The sequence below is a fragment of the Pseudoalteromonas sp. MM1 genome (assembly GCF_030296835.1).
Taxonomy (GTDB): Bacteria; Pseudomonadota; Gammaproteobacteria; order Enterobacterales; family Alteromonadaceae; genus Pseudoalteromonas.
Genome location: NZ_AP027922.1, coordinates 14,702 through 34,695 on the forward strand (window position 1 = coordinate 14,702; position 19,994 = coordinate 34,695).

Annotated in this window: 22 protein-coding genes; 16 read left to right on the top strand and 6 right to left on the bottom strand. The window is 41.1% G+C overall.

Going from position 1 to position 19,994, the window contains the following annotated elements; all coding sequences use genetic code 11:
- Positions 1-227: 227 nt before the first annotated feature.
- The 8 genes from QUE46_RS00060 (at position 228) to QUE46_RS00095 (ending at position 8,085) form a co-directional block, all read left to right on the top strand.
- Positions 228-2,114, top strand: a complete 1,887-nt coding sequence (locus QUE46_RS00060; RefSeq protein WP_286245691.1) for a transglycosylase SLT domain-containing protein — start codon at positions 228-230, stop codon at positions 2,112-2,114.
- A 174-nt stretch (positions 2,115-2,288) separates the two neighbouring features.
- Complete coding sequence (gene pepQ / locus QUE46_RS00065; RefSeq protein ID WP_286245692.1) at positions 2,289-3,611, top strand: Xaa-Pro dipeptidase; 1,323 nt, start codon at positions 2,289-2,291, stop codon at positions 3,609-3,611.
- Positions 3,612-3,697: 86 nt separating this feature from the next.
- Complete coding sequence (locus QUE46_RS00070; protein ID WP_286245693.1) at positions 3,698-4,312, top strand: YigZ family protein; 615 nt, start codon at positions 3,698-3,700, stop codon at positions 4,310-4,312.
- A 213-nt stretch (positions 4,313-4,525) separates the two neighbouring features.
- Complete coding sequence (locus tag QUE46_RS00075) at positions 4,526-5,977, top strand: TrkH family potassium uptake protein (protein WP_286245694.1); 1,452 nt, start codon at positions 4,526-4,528, stop codon at positions 5,975-5,977.
- 29 nt (positions 5,978-6,006) lie between these two features.
- Positions 6,007-6,669, top strand: a complete 663-nt coding sequence (locus QUE46_RS00080; RefSeq protein ID WP_286245695.1) for a flagellar brake protein — start codon at positions 6,007-6,009, stop codon at positions 6,667-6,669.
- 463 nt (positions 6,670-7,132) lie between these two features.
- The gene (locus tag QUE46_RS00085) at positions 7,133-7,345 is read left to right on the top strand and encodes an EF-hand domain-containing protein (RefSeq protein ID WP_286245696.1); all 213 of its coding nucleotides are present in this window, start codon (positions 7,133-7,135) and stop codon (positions 7,343-7,345) included.
- A 129-nt stretch (positions 7,346-7,474) separates the two neighbouring features.
- Complete coding sequence (locus tag QUE46_RS00090) at positions 7,475-7,687, top strand: calmodulin-like protein (protein ID WP_004588042.1); 213 nt, start codon at positions 7,475-7,477, stop codon at positions 7,685-7,687.
- A 182-nt stretch (positions 7,688-7,869) separates the two neighbouring features.
- Entirely contained in the window at positions 7,870-8,085 is a 216-nt protein-coding gene (locus tag QUE46_RS00095) for an EF-hand domain-containing protein (RefSeq protein WP_004588041.1), read from the top strand.
- Positions 8,086-8,170: 85 nt separating this feature from the next.
- Here QUE46_RS00095 and trkA read toward each other — a convergent pair whose 3' ends face one another.
- The 4 genes from trkA to def all read right to left on the bottom strand — a co-directional run bounded on the left by trkA (position 8,171) and on the right by def (position 12,392).
- Positions 8,171-9,547 carry a Trk system potassium transporter TrkA gene (gene trkA / locus QUE46_RS00100; RefSeq protein ID WP_286245697.1) on the bottom strand — a complete coding sequence of 459 codons (1,377 nt, stop codon included), beginning with the start codon at positions 9,545-9,547 and terminating at the stop codon, positions 8,171-8,173.
- Positions 9,548-9,622: 75 nt separating this feature from the next.
- Positions 9,623-10,918: a 16S rRNA (cytosine(967)-C(5))-methyltransferase RsmB gene (gene rsmB, locus QUE46_RS00105; RefSeq protein WP_286245698.1), complete on the bottom strand. Its 1,296-nt coding sequence runs from the start codon at positions 10,916-10,918 to the stop codon at positions 9,623-9,625.
- Entirely contained in the window at positions 10,911-11,864 is a 954-nt protein-coding gene (gene fmt, locus QUE46_RS00110) for a methionyl-tRNA formyltransferase (protein WP_286245699.1), read from the bottom strand. The genes rsmB and fmt overlap by 8 nt, the downstream gene beginning before the upstream one ends.
- Before the next feature lie 21 nt (positions 11,865-11,885).
- Positions 11,886-12,392 (bottom strand): peptide deformylase, encoded by a 507-nt coding sequence (def, locus tag QUE46_RS00115; protein WP_055016188.1) that lies wholly within the window; start codon positions 12,390-12,392, stop codon positions 11,886-11,888.
- 119 nt (positions 12,393-12,511) lie between these two features.
- Here def and QUE46_RS00120 point away from each other — a divergent pair, with 119 nt between their 5' ends.
- From QUE46_RS00120 to hemF, 6 genes are all read left to right on the top strand, one after another.
- Positions 12,512-13,633, top strand: coding sequence for a LysM peptidoglycan-binding domain-containing protein (locus QUE46_RS00120; protein WP_286245700.1), 1,122 nt, complete (start codon positions 12,512-12,514; stop codon positions 13,631-13,633).
- Between the two features lie 31 nt (positions 13,634-13,664).
- Positions 13,665-14,756, top strand: coding sequence for a DNA-processing protein DprA (gene dprA, locus QUE46_RS00125; protein ID WP_286245702.1), 1,092 nt, complete (start codon positions 13,665-13,667; stop codon positions 14,754-14,756).
- 1 nt (position 14,757) lies between these two features.
- Positions 14,758-15,231 carry a DUF494 family protein gene (locus QUE46_RS00130; protein ID WP_286245703.1) on the top strand — a complete coding sequence of 158 codons (474 nt, stop codon included), beginning with the start codon at positions 14,758-14,760 and terminating at the stop codon, positions 15,229-15,231.
- Between the two features lie 97 nt (positions 15,232-15,328).
- Positions 15,329-15,904 (top strand): type I DNA topoisomerase, encoded by a 576-nt coding sequence (locus QUE46_RS00135; RefSeq protein ID WP_286245704.1) that lies wholly within the window; start codon positions 15,329-15,331, stop codon positions 15,902-15,904.
- A 21-nt stretch (positions 15,905-15,925) separates the two neighbouring features.
- Positions 15,926-16,489, top strand: a complete 564-nt coding sequence (locus tag QUE46_RS00140) for an L-threonylcarbamoyladenylate synthase (RefSeq protein WP_286245705.1) — start codon at positions 15,926-15,928, stop codon at positions 16,487-16,489.
- Between the two features lies 1 nt (position 16,490).
- Positions 16,491-17,441 (top strand): oxygen-dependent coproporphyrinogen oxidase, encoded by a 951-nt coding sequence (gene hemF, locus QUE46_RS00145; protein WP_286245706.1) that lies wholly within the window; start codon positions 16,491-16,493, stop codon positions 17,439-17,441.
- A gap of 93 nt (positions 17,442-17,534) precedes the next feature.
- On the opposite strand, the gene QUE46_RS00150 is transcribed toward hemF, so the two are convergent.
- Positions 17,535-17,972, bottom strand: coding sequence for a group II truncated hemoglobin (locus QUE46_RS00150; protein WP_286245707.1), 438 nt, complete (start codon positions 17,970-17,972; stop codon positions 17,535-17,537).
- A gap of 53 nt (positions 17,973-18,025) precedes the next feature.
- On the opposite strand from QUE46_RS00150, the gene aroE reads away from it, so the two are divergent.
- Together aroE and QUE46_RS00160 are read left to right on the top strand one after the other, a co-directional pair.
- Positions 18,026-18,850: a shikimate dehydrogenase gene (gene aroE / locus QUE46_RS00155; RefSeq protein ID WP_286245708.1), complete on the top strand. Its 825-nt coding sequence runs from the start codon at positions 18,026-18,028 to the stop codon at positions 18,848-18,850.
- Positions 18,847-19,107: a DUF1488 domain-containing protein gene (locus QUE46_RS00160; RefSeq protein ID WP_286245709.1), complete on the top strand. Its 261-nt coding sequence runs from the start codon at positions 18,847-18,849 to the stop codon at positions 19,105-19,107. The genes aroE and QUE46_RS00160 overlap by 4 nt, the downstream gene beginning before the upstream one ends.
- Here the strand turns inward: QUE46_RS00160 and QUE46_RS00165 are convergent.
- Positions 19,090-19,626, bottom strand: a complete 537-nt coding sequence (locus tag QUE46_RS00165; protein WP_286245710.1) for a gamma carbonic anhydrase family protein — start codon at positions 19,624-19,626, stop codon at positions 19,090-19,092. The genes QUE46_RS00160 and QUE46_RS00165 overlap by 18 nt on opposite strands.
- Positions 19,627-19,994 lie beyond the last annotated feature (368 nt).

Consider the following 19,994-nt stretch of genomic DNA (forward strand, 5'->3'; position numbering starts at 1 on the left):
TTAAAATTAAAATGCAACGAAAAATTTAACTCGGTTACAAACGGTTGGTTAAAATATAGCTGGTTTGGTGCTAAGGTGTACTGGAATGTACTAAAGGTACTCATTAATTATTATGAGTGCGTAAAGTAAATGTTGTTCATACTTTATTAAAGGCACTCTCATTATTGTTTTAGTGTCTCAAACTGGAAATTATTAACCCTGACAGGTCGTTAAACCTAAAGGATATTATGAAAAAAATTTTATTAAGCGCTTTGGCAGCTGCCTTTATTCTTCCTTTTAGTTCTGCCCAAGCGAGTATAGATAATGACGCGTTTTTAGATGCTGAAAAAAAAGTGCGCTATGGAAGCTACCAAGACTTTAAAGAAGCAATAAACGGGTTAGAGCATCCGCTAAAGCCCTATGTCGAAAAAACATACTGGCAACGCCATCCCAATTTTAAATACCAAAGCGAGATAGAAGATTACCTAACCATTTATGAACATACTCCGCTGGAGTGGCCGGTTCGTAAAGCATGGCTAGAGTATCTTGAAAAAAACAATAAAAAAGCGGCCTATATTCGTAATTATCGCGAAACCTCAAATGCTGAGCTTACCTGTACTTATTTAGACTTTCAGCTTGATTTAGGGGCGCCAGAAAAAGCCATTTTTAATCAGGTTACCGACTTATGGGCGGTGGGGAAATCGCAACCGAATGAGTGCGACTCGCTATTTTCGCTTTGGCGTAAAAAAGGTTATTTAAACAGCGAGCTGGTATGGAAGCGCATAACGCTTGCAGCGCAAGGTGGCACACAAAACCTATTACCGTATTTAAAAACGCTGCTACCTAAAAATGAGCGTTACTTAGCTGACTTATATTTAAAAGTACGCCGCGACCCAAGTGCAGCGGCTGGTTTATACCGTTATAAAAATAAATCGGCTAAAGAGAGTGAAATAGCTATTTATGGCGTTAAGCGTTTGATTTGGCGCGATAAAGAGCTGGCTTTAAGAGCCTGGCAAAAGCTTGAAAAAATGTTTAATTACAGCGATGAAGAAAAAGCAGATTTATATTACTCGTTTGCTTTATCGCTTGCCTCAAGTGGGCATAAACAGGCCAGTTTTTGGCTCAATAAAGTGCCTAAAGCACGCCAAGATAAAAAGTTAATTCAATGGCAACTTGGTAATATGCTCAAAACCCAAGATTGGGAAGGTATAGCGGCCTTTTTTACGGGTAAAGACGATTTAAGTTTAGGGCAGCAATATTGGCTTGCTTATAGCTATGCTAAGCGAGGCGAGCAACAAAAAGCAGACGAAATTTGGGCTAAAGTGGCCGCTAACCGCGACTACTATGGTTTTTTAGCGGCGGCACGATTAGGGCTGCCGGTTGATTTAAATAATCAGCCTTTGGAGGTTGATCAAAAATTGGTAGATAAAGTAATAAATGCGCCGGGCTTTAAACGGGCAAAAGCACTTTACGAACTCGAGCGTTTTACCTCTGCACGGCGAGAATGGAATTACTTAACGAACACCTCTACCGATGAAGAGAAACTAGCCGCCTCAAAAGTGGCAGCGCAAAACAATTGGCACGATAACGTTATTTTCACGCTAGCTAAAATAAAAGCGTGGGATTATGTTGAGCTGCGTTTTCCGTTTGCATTTCAGGATATATTTGAGCGCTACAGTAAGCGTAGCAAAATAGATCCCGCGTGGAGTATTGCCATTGCACGGCGTGAAAGCTCGTTTGCACCCGATGCGCGTTCGCATGCAAATGCGCGTGGCTTGATGCAGCTGCTACCTAGCACGGCAGAATACGTTAACAAAGCATCAGTATCGAGTACGCGTTTGTATCAACCTAAAACCAATATACGCTTAGGTACTAGCTACTTACAGTACTTAAAAAAGAAAAACAAAGGTAACGAAATACTCGCTACGGCATCTTATAACGCAGGGTATCATCGTATTAAGCGTTGGTTACCAGATGAAGCGATACCCGCAGAGCTTTGGGTTGAGCTGATCCCCTATAGAGAAACGCGAGATTACGTAAAAAATGTGTTTGCTTACAGGCAGGTTTACCACACCCGAATGGGCCGAGAAGGAAATGTACTTGCGCCGTTACTCAAAATGAAAATGGGCGGGTAATACCAATCGGCTTAAATATTTAGTTATCTTAGCATGCTAAATAAAGGGCTAATAACTTAGCACAACGGGTATTAGCATAGGGGGATATTTACATGTTAAATATCCCCCTTTTTTGAGCGCTTTACGTTTAAGTGGTAGACTCAAAGCAAGTTAAATTTAACAGATGGATTAACAATGGATAAATTAGCCGTTTTATATGCAGAGCATATTGCCACATTACAACAACGTACGCGTACAATTTGTGACCGTGAAGGGCTCGAGGGTTTAGTTATTCACTCAGGCCAAGCTAAGCGCCAGTTTTTAGACGACATGTATTACCCATTTAAAGTTAATCCGCACTTTAAAGCATGGCTTCCTGTTATTGATAATTCGCATTGTTGGATTGTGGTAAATGGTAGTGATAAACCTAAGCTTATTTTTTACCGCCCAGTTGATTTTTGGCACAAAGTACCCGACGAGCCACGCGATTTTTGGGCTGAGTATTTTGATATAGAACTATTGCTACAGCCTGATCAAGTAGAAAAACTATTACCGTACGATAAGGCTAAATACGCTTACATGGGCGAATACTTAGAGGTAGCACAAGCGCTTGGCTTTAGTATTATGAACCCAGAACCAGTACTTAATTACTTTCATTATAACCGCGCTTATAAAACGCAGTACGAGCTTGAATGTTTACGCCAAGCTAACCGTATTGCAGTAGATGGCCACAAAGCTGCGCGCGATACGTTTTACAACGGTGGTAGCGAATTTGATATTCAGCAAGCTTACCTTATGGCTACACGCCAAAGCGAAAACGAAATGCCGTATGGCAACATAGTCGCGCTTAACGAAAACTGCGCTATTTTGCATTACACGCATTTTGAGCCAAAAGCACCACTTACTCATAATTCGTTTTTAATCGATGCTGGCGCAAACTTTAATGGGTATGCCGCAGACATAACCCGTACCTACGATTTTAAAAAGCAGGGTGAATTTGCTGAGCTAATACAAACAATGACGCAAATACAAATTGAGCTAGGCAACGCATTAAAGCCAGGTATGTTGTATGGTGATTTACACGTTGATTGTCATAACCGTATTGCGCAAATTCTTAGCGACTTCAATATTGTAAACTTACCCGCAACAGAAATTGTTGAACGTAAAATTACCTCCACGTTTTTCCCTCATGGTTTGGGTCATCACCTTGGTTTACAAGTACACGATATGGGCGGCTTTATGCGTGATGATACAGGCACCCACCAGCCATCGCCAGAAGGGCATCCATTCTTGCGTTGTACTCGTAAAATAGAGAAAAACCAAGTGTTTACTATTGAGCCTGGGCTTTATTTTATAGACTCATTATTAGGTGATTTAGCGCAAACCGACAGTAAGCAGTTTATTAACTGGGAAAAAATCGAGTCGTTAAAACCATACGGCGGTATTCGTATTGAAGATAATATTATTGTTCACGAAGACAGCCTAGAAAATATGACTCGTGATTTAGCGCTCGACTAAGCGAATAAAGACTAGCTCGACAATCCGCGCTAAAATACGCGAATGCAAAGGGGCCTTTTGGCCCCATTTTTAATTAAGCGTTTACTATGTCTGAATATAAATACCCTGCCGATGATGTATTTCATCAAGAAGAAATTAAAAAAAGCACCTTTATTGTTCATATCGCGCATACGCCAGACTTACAGGCTGCTAAAGACTTTATTAAAAGTATTGAAGAAAAGTACCCCGATGCACGCCATAATTGTTGGGCGCACGTAGCGGGTAACCCTGGCGGAAGCCATGTTTATGGCTTTTCTGATGATGGTGAGCCAAATGGTACCGCAGGAAAACCCATGCTTAATGTGCTGGTGGGCTCTGGACTTGGCGAAATTACTGCGGTTGTTACTCGTTACTTTGGCGGTATAAAACTAGGCACTGGTGGCTTAGTGCGGGCTTATGGGGGGTCGCTTAATAATGCGCTAGCGCAGCTAAAAACGGTGACTAAAGTACCGAGTATCGAGATGGTTGGTCAAAGTGAATACAGCATGCAGGGCGCTATAGAGCAGTTGTTAAAAACCAATTATCAAGTACTTAAAATAGAAAAACAATTTACTGCTAATATTGAATGGGTTATTACTATTGATAGCCGCCAAGCAAAACAGGCCATTAAAGATATTTTTGATTTAAGCCATGGCGCAGTTGAGTTAACGATCAAAGAGTAAGACAATAACTTATACCAATCCGCATAATTAAGTGATCTATTTTGAGGATGGATAAACGTGTTGATAGCAAGGCAAAAAATTCGCTATTTAGTTATTCTAAATGAGAATTTTTTAACGCAGATAGCGACACGTTTAGCCCCTGAAAATGATTAAATATTATTGCTGATTGGTATTACACACTTATATTTACTAATAATAAAAGCGATAAGCTACATGCAATTTCGTACCATCATAAAAATCCTTGGCCAACTTGTTGCGCTGTTTAGTATTACCATGGTGCCACCTGCGGTGGTGTCTTTAATTTATAAAGATGGTGGTGGTGTTCCTTTTGTATTAGCGTTTATATTTAGTGTGGTAATTGGTTTAACAGCTTACTACCCAAACAGGCATGAAAACGGTGATTTAAAAGCACGCGAAGGCTTTTTAATTGTTGTACTGTTTTGGTTGGTACTAGGGGCGTTTGCATCGTTACCGCTGATTTTTTTACAAGAACCTAATTTGTCTATGGCCGATGCAGTGTTTGAGGCCTTTTCGGGCCTTACAACCACTGGGGCCACTGTACTTACCGGAATTGAATACCTGCCCAAGTCAGTTTTATTTTATCGCCAGCAATTACAGTGGTTTGGCGGTATGGGTATCATTGTACTTGCCGTTGCTATACTGCCCATGCTTGGAGTTGGTGGCATGCAGTTATACCGAGCTGAGATCCCAGGTCCAGTAAAAGATTCTAAAATGACCCCCCGCATAGCCGATACCGCAAAGCACCTTTGGTATATATATGTATCGTTAACGGTGACATGTATGCTGGCCTATTGGGCGGCAGGTATGGAGTGGTTTGATGCTATATGTCATGCGTTTTCTACAGTAGCGATTGGCGGTTTTTCTACATACGATGCCTCAATAGGGCACTTTGATAGCCCTGTCATTAACTTTATATGTGTATTCTTTTTAATTATTGCGGCGGTTAACTTTTCTTTGCATTACGCGGCGGTAGCGAGTCGTAATATTCAGGTGTATATACGCGACCCAGAATTTAAAGTATTTTTGCTTATTCAGTTAGCGCTGGTGGTTATTTGTTTTACGGTGCTTTCATCTAACGAAATATTTGCTGATGGCGATGAAACCCTTGATCAGGCTTTATTTCAGGCCGTGTCTATGAGTACCACCGCTGGTTTTGCTACTGATAACTTTTCGGCTTGGCCGCTGTTTTTACCTATATTACTTATTTTTTCGAGCTTTATTGGTGGCTGTGCGGGTTCAACCGGTGGCGGTATGAAAGTCGTACGGGTGTTTTTACTTTATTTACAAGGCATACGTGAGCTTAATCGCTTAGTGCACCCACGTGCTATATACTCAATTAAGCTTGGTCGTAAAGCTCTGCCAGATAAAGTAGTTGAAGCTGTTTGGGGGTTTTTCTCAGCGTATGCACTGGTGTTTATTATTATAATGCTGGCGCTAATGGGAACAGGTATGGACAACATTACCGCATTCTCTGCTACGGCGGCGTGTTTAAATAACTTAGGCCCAGGCTTAGGTGATGTTGCCTCACATTATGGGGCGGTGAGCGATGGTGCCAAATGGCTTTTAACTATTGCCATGGTATTTGGCCGCTTAGAAATATTTACCTTACTCGTGTTATTTACGCCGACCTTTTGGCGTGGATAATAAGATAAAAATGATGCTTAGGAACAGGCATGCCACATTCTAATTTAGATAAATTACATCAGCTAACAACAGGGCGATTAGTTGACCTAGAAATAGTTACCCCTACTAGTAGCAAACGCGTTAAAACAGAGTTTATTGGTTTGTTGGAAAATAAGTTTATTATCTTAAATTATCCAAATTCAAAGCGTTTACCTGCAGCAAGTGATTACCTGCGTGATGGTGTAATGGTTGTGGTAAGGGCAGTGATAGAGGGCAGTGGTGGGCAAGTAATAGCGTTTAGGCAGCAGGTAATGTCGGTTGCCTCACACCCGACTAGGCTCATTTTTATTAACTACCCTAAGCAAGTGCAGTTATTTGCACTGCGTGCGCAAACACGCATACCTACCTTATTACCTGCAAAGTTAACGCTCAGTGACGATAGAGTACTTGAAGGGGTAATTAAAGACATCTCGCTTACTGGGGTGATGTTTGATGTACGTGGCGATCAAAACGATGACAATATTAAAGATATGCAATGTACGGTGACGGTTGATACCAACAAAAAAGCATTTACTGGCGAAATATGCAGTGTGAAAGAACACGCAGCGGGGGTTAATTGTGGCATTAAACTTTTAGCCAGTGAAAATGAAATGAAGGCATTTATGAAAGAGCACTTTATTGATCCCGCTATGCTTGAGTTGCCATTAGAATAAGTATTTTCGCTTAATAGCAACAAATGGCCATTTTTACTTTAATGGCAGTAATATTTTTTATAACTTTAAAAAAATAATTTTTATTTTATATAAAAATCAACGGTATAGATTGGTTTTATAAGTGAGCTATTTTAATACGTTAGCTCCTCTCACTGCTAAAATTTAGTCTCTTTTTTCGATAAATATTTACCCTTTCAATTTACGCTAAAAATTGTAGCTTTTTTACCATATATAAGTAACTGTTTTAATTAGATTTATAAACTTCATATTTTTCCTTGTTGCTAGTTTGCAACAAAATATCCTCTTAAAATTATCAAAAATAGCCAAATGCTATTCTAACCATATGAAATTATTTAACTTTTAAAACTTGGCATCCAAGTTGTAATAGTCTGGCTGTACTGAACAATAACGTGATTTAAAGTAAAACACTTAATCGCACACATATACTTGAAGGAATTATATTATGAAAAGCATTAATAAAACTTTAGCACTTATCGCCCTTGCTTCATCATCAGCTGCATTTGCAGCAACCGATTTTGATACGTTAGATGTAGATGGCAGTGGCACTATTAGCAAATCAGAAGCATCAATTGATGCAAAACTGATGAGTATGTTCTCAGAATTAGATGCTGACCAAGATGGTGAGCTATCAAAAGCAGAATTTTCAGAAGCTTAATATGTGGTAACTATCCTGAGTTGCCAATGACAACCTAAGTAGGCAAGGGAGCTTACGAAAAAGGATAACAAGGATTGTGTATACCACTTAGTGAACTTAACTAATTTGTTTATATTGAAGGATTAAATTATGAAGCATTTAAATAAAGCACTCGCATTTATGGCTATTGCCTCTTCTTCTGCTGCATTTGCAGGGACTGATTTTGACACGCTAGATGTAGATGGCAATGGCGCTATTAGCCAAGCTGAAGCATCGGTTGATGCGGACTTAATGGCTGAGTTTGTAGAGCTTGATACTGATGGAAATGGTGAGCTTTCAAAGCAAGAGTTCTCTAAATACTAGGGCGTGATGATCTTTGCCAATTGAGCGCGCTAAGCTATGCACGTTCACTTAGCAAAGAGTTATTTTCTCTAATCTAATGTGCATTAAAATTTAATAATGCACATTAGTAAAAAGCACTTTTTAGATAATTTTTTAAACCCATGGATCTTAGAAAAGGACTTCCTCTTAATTAGGATACAACTATGAAAACATTAAATACAGCACTTGCCGTTATCGTATTAGCCTCTTCATCAGCAGCATACGCAGCAGTCGACTTTGCCTCGTTTGATGCCGATGGTGATGGTGCAATTTCAAAGCAAGAAGCGCAAGTAAATTCACAGCTAGTGAAGATTTTTGACCAGTTAGATACTGACGGTAATGGTGAGATTTCTGAACAAGAGTTTTCAAAAGTACAGTAGGTCTGATTTGCATAGCAAGGAAGCTTAGCAACGTAAAAACATACTCCACTAAAGCCGCCTTAGTCAGCGGCTTTTTTACGTTTAGCTATAAAAATATAGCACTCACTTGGAATAGCTTTTCTACTACGTTGATATGCTTTTTATCGATTAAAAACATAATAACGTGGTCACCAGACATAATAACGGTATCGTCGTGGGCAATCAGTACGTCATCATTACGCACAATAGCGCCAATAGTCGTACCTGCAGGTAGTTTTATATCGGCAATAGCACGGCCAACTACTTTTGATGTGTTTTCATCGCCATGAGCAACGGCTTCAATAGCCTCTGCCGCGCCTTTACGTAACGAGTACACATTAACAATATCACCGCGGCGCACGTGTGTTAGCAGCGCAGAGATAGTTGCTTGTTGTGGTGATATAGCAATATCTATTTCACCCCCTTGTACTAAATCTACATACGCACCACGCTGAATAAGCACCATGGTTTTTTGTGCGCCCATGCGTTTTGCAAGCATGGCCGACATTATATTTGCTTCATCATCATTAGTTACTGCAATAAACACATCAACTTGCTCTATGTGTTCTTCAGATAGCAGCTCTTGGTCTGAGGCGTCACCACAAAATACCACGGTGTTATCTAACATTTCAGAGAGTTGCTCAGCGCGCTCTTTACTGCGCTCTAGTAACTTAACGCTGTGGTTTTTTTCCAATGAACGAGCAAGGCCAGCACCAATGTTACCCCCACCAGCGATCATAATTTTTTTGTAAGAACGTTCAAGCTTTTGTAGCTCGTTCATAACCGCGCGTATATGCTTAGTGGCAGCAATGAAAAATACTTCATCGTCCGCTTCTATTACCGTGGTGCCCAGTGGCTTTATAGCTTTACCTTGGCGATAAATTGCTGCTACACGGGTTTCTACATTCGGAATGTGCTCTTTTAAAGCAGAAAGCGCATAGCCTACTAATAAGCCTCCGTAATAAGCTTTTACAGCTACAAGAGAGAGCATGCCATCGGCAAATTGCAGCACTTGCAACGCGCCTGGGTAATCTATTAAACGGCGAATATATTTGGTAACGAGTGCTTCGGGGGCAATATAATGATCAACCGGAAGGTCATCGTTATGAAATAGTTTTTCGCGGTATTTTAAATATTGCTCTGATCGGATGCGGGCAATTTTAGTTGGCGTATTAAAAATACTATACGCGACTTGACATGCCACCATATTTACTTCATCTGAGCTGGTTACCGCAATAATCATGTCGGCATCTTCAGCACCTGCACGTCGCAGTACATCTGGGTGTGCACTGTGCCCTGCAACCCCTTGTAAGTCGTACTTATCTTGTAGCTCTCGTAAGCGGTTGCCGTCTATATCAACAACGGTTATTTCGTTTTGTTCGCCAACTAAGTTTTCAGCAAGCGTACCACCGACTTGTCCGGCACCGAGTATGATTATTTTCATTATTTACCCGAATTACTGTTTAATTAAAAAAATAGCCATTTACTGTTTAATAAATGGCTATTGAGTGTACGGCTATTAGGCTTTTTTAACTAGCTTAGCGTAATAAAATCCGTCGCTTTCCCCTGGTAGTAATTGTAAACCAGGGTTGGTAACTGTGTCGTTGTCGTGCAGTGGTATATGCTCAACGTCACTATTATTAGCTAAAAATTTAGCGACTTGCTGTTGGTTTTCTTGCGGCAGTACCGAACAGGTTGCGTATATCATAGTGCCGCCAGGTTTAAGTAGCGGCCAAATACTATTGAGTATATCGCTTTGTAGTGTGGCTAAATCTTCAATGTCTGATGCGCGGCGAAGCCATTTGATATCAGGGTGGCGACGTATAACACCCGTTGCTGAACACGGCACATCTAACAAAATACGATCAAACTGCTGCTCATCCCACCATGTATGAGGCTGCGAGGCGTCTGCACATTGGAGGTCTGCGCCTAAACCGATACGGGTTAAATTTTGCTTAACCCGTTCTAGGCGAGTGGCATCGCTATCAAGGGCTAATACTTCTGCATCAGCAAGTTCAAGTATATGGCAGGTTTTTCCGCCAGGTGCGGCACAAGCATCTAAAATGTATTCATCAGCTTGCGGTGCTAAAAAGCGTGCAGCTAGTTGCGCTGCGGCATCTTGCACCGAGCAGGCGCCCACATCAAACTCTGGCAGTGAGAAAACATCACGGGGCTTAGCTAGTTTAATACCATCAACAAACTGAGGGTTTAACGTGTGTTCAATATCGTTTGCCGTTAACATTTGGCTGTATTCTTGCGTGCTGTATTGAGCTTGATTGACACGTAACCACATAGGAGCTTGTTGTTGGTTTTCTTCAAGAAGCGCTTCCCAGTTATCTGGGTAGGCAGCTTGCACTTGCTTGATAAACCAATTTGGGTGGTTATATAAACACACCGGTATTTGCTTGGCTTTTTCTTCCAGCTCGCTTTGTTGGCGCTGAAAACTACGCAAAATAGCGTTGATTAAGCCTTTTAAACCTAATGCACGCATTTGACCTAAGGCATTAACGGTTTCAGAAATGGCGGCATGCGGTGGCACGCGCATATGCTGCAGCTGATAAATACCTACATACAACAAAAACTGAAAAATACGACGTTTACCCTTAAGTGGCTGCTCTACTAAATGTTGGCAGTAGTTTTCAAGGCTAGGTAGGTAGCGCAATACACCGTAACAAATTTGCTGTAGCAGCGCTTTGTCTTTAGGGGGCAGCCCTTGGCTGGCAAATGGCAGTTCTTGATTTAGCGACGCGCCTTTATCAACCACGTTATATAAAGTTTCTGCGGCAAGCGCACGTACGTTTTGAACATTACTCATTGTTTTCGCCTAATACGGTGCCAGGAGTTACCCAGTCACTACGACCATTTAAAAAGTCGCTAATTGCCATTGGTTTTTTACCTTGTGGTTGCAGCTGTGTAATACACAATGCATGTGTACCACACGCCACTACAATGCCGTTTTTATCGCTTGATAAAACTTCGCCGGCATTGCCTTTTTGCTCAACGACTGAAGCTTGGTAAATTTTTACGCTTTGCTCACCCATTTGAGTAAAGCACACAGGCCATGGATTAAACGCACGAATATTACGCTCAATTTGTACAGCACCCATCGTCCAATCAATATTCGCTTCCTCTTTTGAAAGCTTTTTAGCGTAATTTGCCAGCTCGTCGTTTTGTGGCTCAGCTATAAGCTCGCCATTGGCTAACTTATTAATGGTTTGAACAAGTGCTTCAGGGCCTAGTTCAGCCAGTTTAGTGTATAAACTGGCACTGGTTTCATCCGCAGCAATAGGGCAGCGGCTAATGTGCAGCATATCGCCTGTATCAAGCCCTTCATCCATTTGCATTATGGTTACACCGGTATCTTTATCGCCAGCCCAAATTGCACGTTGTATTGGCGCAGCACCGCGCCAGCGCGGTAAAATAGAGCCATGTACATTTAAACACCCTAAGCGTGGCGCCTCTAAAATGGCTTTTGGTAAAATTAAGCCATAAGCCACCACAATCATGATATCGGCATTTAAGCTTTTAAGCTCAGTGAGTGCGTCTTCATTTTTTAATGACTGTGGTTGAAAAACAGGTAGTTCATGTTCAAGCGCAAGCGCTTTTACTTCACTGGCTTTTAGCTTTTTACCTCGCCCAGCAGGGCGGTCTGGTTGGCTGTAAACACCAACAATTTGGTGTTCGCTTTGAATTAACGCTTGTAGGTGACGAGCGGCAAAGTCCGGCGTACCGGCAAATATAATGCGTAGTGGTTTTGTCACTGAGTTTTCCTAAGGTGCTTATTACTTCGCGGCAAATTTAGCTTCTTTTTCAAGCTTTTTGCGAATACGTTGACGCTTTAATGGCGATAGGTAATCAATAAATAGTTTACCTTGTAAGTGATCGAGCTCGTGTTGAATACAAATAGCTAATAGCTCATCTGCATCTAGTACAAATTCTTCACCATTTTCGTTAAGAGCAGCAACGGTTACGGTTTCAGCACGATCTACTTTTGCGTAAGAGTTAGGTACTGATAAACAGCCTTCTTCGCTAATTGTTGAACCATCTTTTTTAATAATTTGTGGGTTAATTAAAACCAGTGGTTCGTCGCGTTCTTCTGATACGTCGATCACCACAATACGTTGATGAATATCAACCTGTGTAGCAGCTAGCCCAATGCCGTTTTCATCGTACATTGTCTCTAGCATGTCTTTTACAATTTGGCGAACGTTGTCATCAACTTGTGCAACTTCTTTTGCTACCGTACGTAAACGCTCATCTGGAAATCTTAAAACTTCTAACCTAGCCATAGTTACCTTTTTACACTTGTGCTTAATTTAGGGTATTGTATGCTCTTATTTTAGCCATTCGCGTTCCCCTTTAACAGGTTTTGGTCAATAATAATGAAAAAACAATACAAGGAAGCCCAATGAAATCTCAATTGGCTGCAATTATGTTTGCACTAAGTACTGCTTTTCCTGCAGTCGCTGATGTTTTACAAATAAAAAAAGATGCTCCAAAACAATATGTTGTAAAAAAAGGCGATACCCTTTGGGATATTTCCGGCATTTATTTAGACGAACCATGGCTGTGGCCAGAGTTGTGGCAAATGAACCCGCAAATAGATAACCCGCATCTAATTTACCCCGGCGATGCACTCGCGTTAGTGTACGACGCCGACGGTAACCCGCGTCTAGTGATTAATAAAGCATACAGAAAGTTATCGCCGCAAGGGCGTATTACCCCAAAAGGTAACAACGCCATTACCACTTTACCACTTGAAATAATTAAACCTTATTTAAGTTATGAGCAAGCGATTAACAGTGATGAAATAGATGATAAGCCGTATATTTTAGGTGCAAACGAAAATACTAAAACGCAAACACTCGGGCATATTTTATACGTTAAGGGCGATTTAAAAGTACATAAAGCTTATGCTATTTATCACAAAGGCGAACCTTACATAGATACAAAAACCGGTGAAGAGCTAGCCACTCGCGCTACTTATGTAGGTATGGCTCGTGCATTTAGAACGGGCGATGAAAGCAATGGGGTGCCATCGTCTTTACGGGTTGAGTCAGTAAAGCAAGAGATTCAACAAGGTGATTTTTTACTCCCTGCTATGCAAGGACAAATGTTACCAGCGTACTTTAATATGCATCGCCCGAAGCAAAGTGTATCTGGCAGTGTCATTGCATCTCCGCGCCAAGTAAGAGAATTCAGCACAATGGATGTAGTGGTGCTAAACTTAGGTGCTGAGCAACAAATTGAAGTTGGTCATATCCTCGATTTAGAACGCCAATCACCCACCGTTATTGATGGCCCACGAGGACCGCGTTATCCAGAAGATTCGAGCAAATTTGAAAAGCTTTTATCTGATGCGGGTGAGTTATTTGGCAGCGAGCCAGATGAAGACACCACTACATGGACAATGCCACATGAAAAAGTAGGTGAGTTAATTGTATTTAAAGTGTATGACAAAGTGAGTTATGCATTAATAACAAAAAATCAGCACCCAATTCGCGTTGGAGATAGTGTAGTAATTCATTAAGTTGTAGCGAGTCGGTGCTCTAGGAGAGAGCATGGATCAGTCATCTGGCAAGCTAGCCCATTGGCTTGCCTTTTATATGTGTAAAGGCTTAGGTATTAAAACACTGCTAGCCTTATCACACACTCACCCCCTTGAATCATTATTTGATTTAAACCAAAGTGAATTACAACAGCTTGGGCTTACCCAAAACCAAGCTTGTAATTTACTCAATACCAATTGGCAGCAAGTAAGCTATTACGAGCAACAAATACAGCAAAATAATATAACCGTTATATGTATATTTGATGCGCTTTACCCCGCCGAGCTAAAACACATAGCCAGTGCCCCTTTACTGTTATTTTGTAAAGGCGATATATCATTGTTATCTAGCCCGCAAGTAGCCATTGTTGGCAGTAGAAATGCAACCCCTACGGGGCTAGAAATAGCCTCAGAGCTTGCTTATCAACTTACTTTAGCTGGTATTACTGTTACCTCGGGTATGGCGCGGGGTATTGATGGTGCCGCGCACAAAGGCGCATTGGCCAATAATGGCAAAACAATTGGTGTATTAGGGACTGGGGTTGATATTTACTACCCGAAACGCCATAAATTATTAACAGACCAAGTATTAGAGCATGGCTTATTAATAAGCGAGTTTTTACCGGGTACCGCCGCTAATGCGCATAACTTTCCACGCAGAAACCGTATTATATCTGGGTTGTCTTTAGGCGTAGTTATTGTAGAGGCTGAAATTAAAAGCGGCTCATTAATCACGGTCCGTTACGCTATTGAACAAAATAAAGAAGTGTTTGCAGTACCAGGCTCTATTAAAAACCCATTATCGCAAGCGAGTCATTTTTTAATAAAGCAGGGCGCTAAGTTAGTCGAAAATGTGACAGATATTTTAGATGAGGTGAGCTTTTCTTATCAAAGCGGTCTATATAATAAAGAGGAGCCTGTAAACAAACAGTCACAATGTGAGGTGCTAAATAGTATAGGGTATGAGGTAACCAGTGTTGATGAGATTGTACGTCGCGCCCAGTGGCCAATTGATAAAGTGCTGGCAAGGTTGCTCGATTTAGAGTTAGACGATGAAATAGAGCGCGTATTAGACGGGTATATAAAGCTAAGCACAGGAAGGTAATATGTTTGATATTCTCATGTATCTTTTTGAAAACTACATTCACAGCGAAGCCGATATTTATATTGAAGAAAACGAGCTTACCGATGAATTACTTCGCGCGGGCTTTAATAAAGCCGAAATTTTTAAAGCGTTAAACTGGCTTGAACAATTGGCCGATTTACAACGCAGCGATGAGTCGCCTTACTTAATTACAAAGCCTCATCAAGCAATGCGCATTTTTACCGATAGCGAATGCAAAATGTTAAACGTTGAATGCCGTGGCTTTTTGATGTTTTTAGAGCAAATAAGGGTGGTTAATAGTGTAACCCGTGAAATGGTGATGGACCGCCTTGCCGCATTAGACAAACCTTATATTTCGCTCGATGACTTAAAATGGGTGGTGCTTATGGTGTTATTTAATGTACCAGGCTCAGAAGAGGCTTATGAGCAAATGGAAGACCTTATATTTGACGAACCTACCGAACTTCTACATTAAAATTGTATGCCAAACCACTTAAACATATATGCACAGCTTGTATCTTTAAGTGGTTTGGGTATATTAGGCGAAAATTCAGCAACCCATTAGGAACCTCATGAGTAAAATCGACCATTCGCTTTTCTCGGCGGATAAACACGCCTTAGAAAAAGAATACGAAGTCTGCCCGCAATGTGGTTCTGAATTAGTGATCCGTAACTCTAAAACAGGCCCATTTTTGGGTTGTGCGAGTTACCCTAAATGCGACTTTATTCGCCCATTAGCGCATCACGATAGCAACGAAATTAAAGTTCTTGAAGATTCAGCCTGCCCACAGTGTACAAAACCGCTGGTGGTTAAAAACGGCCGTTATGGCATGTTTATTGGTTGTACAGGGTACCCACAATGTCATTACATCGCCCACGATGACGAACCTAATAATAACGATGATGTATTACCTGGGTGCCCTAAATGCAAAAAAGGGCAGTTAGTTGCACGCAGCAATAAATTTGGTAAAACGTTTTACTCATGCGATTGTTACCCAAGCTGTAAATATACGCTAAATAACAAACCAATAGCCAAGCCATGCCCTAAGTGCGATTGGCCGCTTGTTATTGAGAAAAAAATGGCCAATGGTACTGTGCTACAGTGCCCACAAAAAAGTTGCCTGCATAAACTTACCACTACTGATTAATATAAATTTCTGGAGCATATTTTGTCAGACCTTTCTACATTGCCTACGGCTATATCTTGCTTAGAGCAAGGTGAAGTTATTTTATACCCTACTGAAGCAGTTTATGGCTTAGGGTGTGATCCAGATAATCAGCAAGCTGTTGAGAAGTTGCTAGAAATAAAACAGCGTCCCGTTGAAAAGGGCCTTATTTTAATTGCCGATAATTACGGCCAATTATTAAAGTATGTTGACGATATAAAGCTGCCAATGGATAAGCGTGCTGATATTTTTTCTAGTTGGCCTGGTGCTATTACCTGGGTAATGCCTGCGGCTAAAAATACGCCTAAATGGTTAACAGGCCAGTTTGATACGATTGCAGTGCGTGTAACAAATCACCCAAGTGTTAAGCGCTTATGCCAGCAATTAGGTAAGCCTCTTGTCTCTACTAGTGCTAATTTGACCGGTCAGCCTACGGTAACAAGTATTGAACAAGCCAAGCAGCAGTTTGCAGATAAAGTAGGTTGTTATATTGATGAGCCTTTAGGGGGCAACACGCAGCCAAGCACAATTAAAGATGCCATGACCGGCAAAGTATTTAGAGGTTAATATGCAAAGCGAATTATTAGAACAAGTAAAAGCGTACTTTATGGCTTTGCAAGACACCATTTGCCAAGGTTTAGAGCAGGCCGATGGCAGTGCAAAATTTGTTGAAGATAGCTGGCAACGTGCCGAAGGCGGTGGCGGGCGCACGCGTGTTACCACTAACGGCAATGTAATTGAGCAAGGTGGCGTTAACTACTCACATGTATTTGGTGCATCGATGCCGGGCTCTGCGACCGCTCATAGGCCAGAGCTTGCAGGGCGAAGCTTTCATGCATGTGGCGTATCATTAGTTATTCATCCAAAAAACCCACATGTTCCTACAAGTCATGCCAATGTACGTTTTTTTATAGCTGAAAAAGAAGGTGAAGAACCTATTTGGTGGTTTGGCGGAGGGTTTGACTTAACGCCTTTTTACCCCGTTTTTGAAGATGTACAGCATTGGCACCAAGTCGCACACGACATTTGTGCACCATTTGGTGAACAAGTGTATCCAAAATACAAAACTTGGTGTGATGAATATTTTTACCTAAAACATCGCGACGAAACACGCGGTGTAGGTGGCTTATTTTTTGATGACTTAAATGAGCTCGGGTTTGAGCAGAGCTTTGCATTTATGCAATCGGTTGGTAATGGCTTTTTAGATGCATACTTACCTATTATTGAACGTCGTAAAAATGATGAATTCACTGAGCAGCAGCGCGATTTTCAACTATACCGCCGCGGCCGTTACGTAGAGTTTAACCTTGTGTGGGATAGAGGCACTTTATTTGGCTTACAAAGCGGTGGGCGCACAGAGTCTATATTGATGTCGATGCCGCCACTGGCGCGCTGGGAATACAATTATAAGCCCGCGCCCGACAGCGCAGAGGCTAATTTGTATCAATACTATTTACGTCCACAAGAGTGGCTAACCACTACCCCCACTGATTTGATAGCCAGAGAATGGCAGTTATAAATATTAAATTAAGGTAGGGGCTGTTTCAATCCGCAAAGGTCAACAGATCCAATAAAAGGCGCTTAACAGCGCCTTTTTGCTAAGTAGTTGCAATTAGTGCTCATTAATCATATGCGTGGCTAGTTGCCCAAAAGATTGCTTTAACCCTTCGCGCAGTAGGGGGTTGTCTACTTCTATATCGAGCGTTTTATTCATGCAATACATCCACTGATCGCGCAGGTCTTTATTTATGCTAAAAGGCATATGGCGTTTGCGCAGCATAGGTTGGCCATGCTTTTCTGTAAATAGACTTGGCCCGCCAAGCCAACCCGATAAAAATTCAAAAAAAACTTGGCGAATTCTATCTAATGGCAGAGGATGCATATCATATAATGGTTTGGCGTATTCATCGCTGGCCATTATGTCGTAGAATCGGTTAGCTATAGCACGGGTACCTACTTCTCCACCAATTATTTCATAGGGTGTTTTCTCAGGAGTGGGCGCTGGTTGCTCAGTCGCTGGTTTAGATTTTGAAAAAAGTCGTTTAATCATATTACTTATCATCGTTAATAGGCAGTGTATAGCTGCAAAGAGGTTGCTTTAAAATGGACAAATATGCGGTTTTTGGAAATCCAATAAAACATTCAAAATCCCCCGCGATACATAAACAATTTGCTGTATCTTTGGGTGAGCAAATCGACTACCGCGCAATATTAGCACCTATCGATAGCTTTGAAAAAACAGTAACCACTTTTTTTGAGCAAGGCGGGATAGGCGCAAATGTAACTATGCCATTTAAAGAGCAAGCGTATGCTATTGCTGATGAACTCACCCCGCTTGCTAAAATTGTTGGTGCGGTTAATACACTTAAAAAACGCGATGATGGTACTTTGTTAGGTGATAATACCGATGGCGTGGGCTTTGTTAATGATTTACTTGCTAATGAGGTGACAATCACCAATAAGCGTATTTTGATTATTGGTGCGGGTGGCGCAGCAAGAGGGGTAATATTACCTTTACTTGAACACAACCCTTCAGAAATCATTATTGTTAATCGCACGGTAAAAAAAGCGCAAGACTTAGCTCTGCTATTTACTGAATATGGCAAAGTAACAGGCTATGGATTTGATGATTTACCAGTAAGCGAATACTCACTTATTGTAAACTCTACATCAAGCAGTATGAATAACGAACTTCCAGCGCTTGATAAAAAACACTTTACTCGCTGTGATGTTGCTTACGATATGTTTTACTCATTAGAAAATACTGTTTTTATGAACTGGGTTGCACAGCATAATACAAATACTAAGCTGTTAGATGGTAGCGGCATGTTAGTAGGCCAAGCCGCACAGGCATTTTTTATATGGCGAAATAAAATGCCCGCCATACTTCCTGTTGTTAAAGCACTAAAACAAGGCATGCTTAAATGAATCAAGCCATACAGTTTATAGATAGACTCGAGTTTAGAGAACCTTCCCACCAACTAGTATTCTTTGCACAAGTATCGGGGATGCTGGTGGAGTGTGTTATTGAACTACGTAACTTAGATTTAAAAGATGAAAGTCACGCAACAGAATATTTTGATAAGTACCGATTTGATTATGAAGAATGTGCCGAGCAACTCATAGAAGATGAAAGCTATAACTCGGCAGGGCAGATAGAAGTGAATCTAGCCAATCTCGGCTAAATACTCATCTTTTAATTGCACATAGTTATCTGCAGATACTTTTAAAAAAGCAAGCTCTTGCTCTGTCAATGGACGAGCTTGCTTTACTGGGCTACCAACATATAAATAACCAGACTCCAATCGTTTATTTGGCGGTACTAATGATCCCCCACCAATAATAACGTCGTCCTCTACTATTACATTATCCATTACAATAGCGCCCATACCGACAAGTATACGGTTTCCAAGCGTACATCCATGCAGCATCACCTTGTGACCTACTGTCACATCATCACCAATAATAAGTGGGTAACCACCTGGGTTACTTTCAGTCGCGCGTGATAAATGAAGAACACTACCGTCTTGTATATTTGTACGTTCACCAATACGTATATAGTTAACATCACCTCGTGCTGCCACTAATGGCCATACGCTACAGTTGTCACCAATAGTAATATCGCCTACCAAAACAGACGATTCATCAACATAAACAGACGAATTAAAAGAGGGAGTCACACCTTTATAAGAACGGATAGCCATATATATACCTTTTAAATACTAGTTATAGTCGCTTGAGTGTAACAGCAACACTCAAATAGTGGCCAGAAAAGGCCTGTTTTGATTATAAAACTACCAGTTATAGAGGGTTTAGTTCACATATTGACCGAACGGTGCTTTTTTTTGGTTTTTCCTTAAAAAAGTGCTTGCGTAAAAATCTGTTCTCCCTATAATGCGACCCCACTGAGACGGGGAACGCCAACGCATAGCGAGGCAAGAGCTGCTCAGAGAGTTAAGTAAAACTTCGGTTTTAAATCATCGCAAGAAAGTTTAAAATTAAGTATTGACTCGAAAAATAAAGGATGTATTATACGCATCCCTAGCGACAACGTCGCAACGTTCTTTAACAA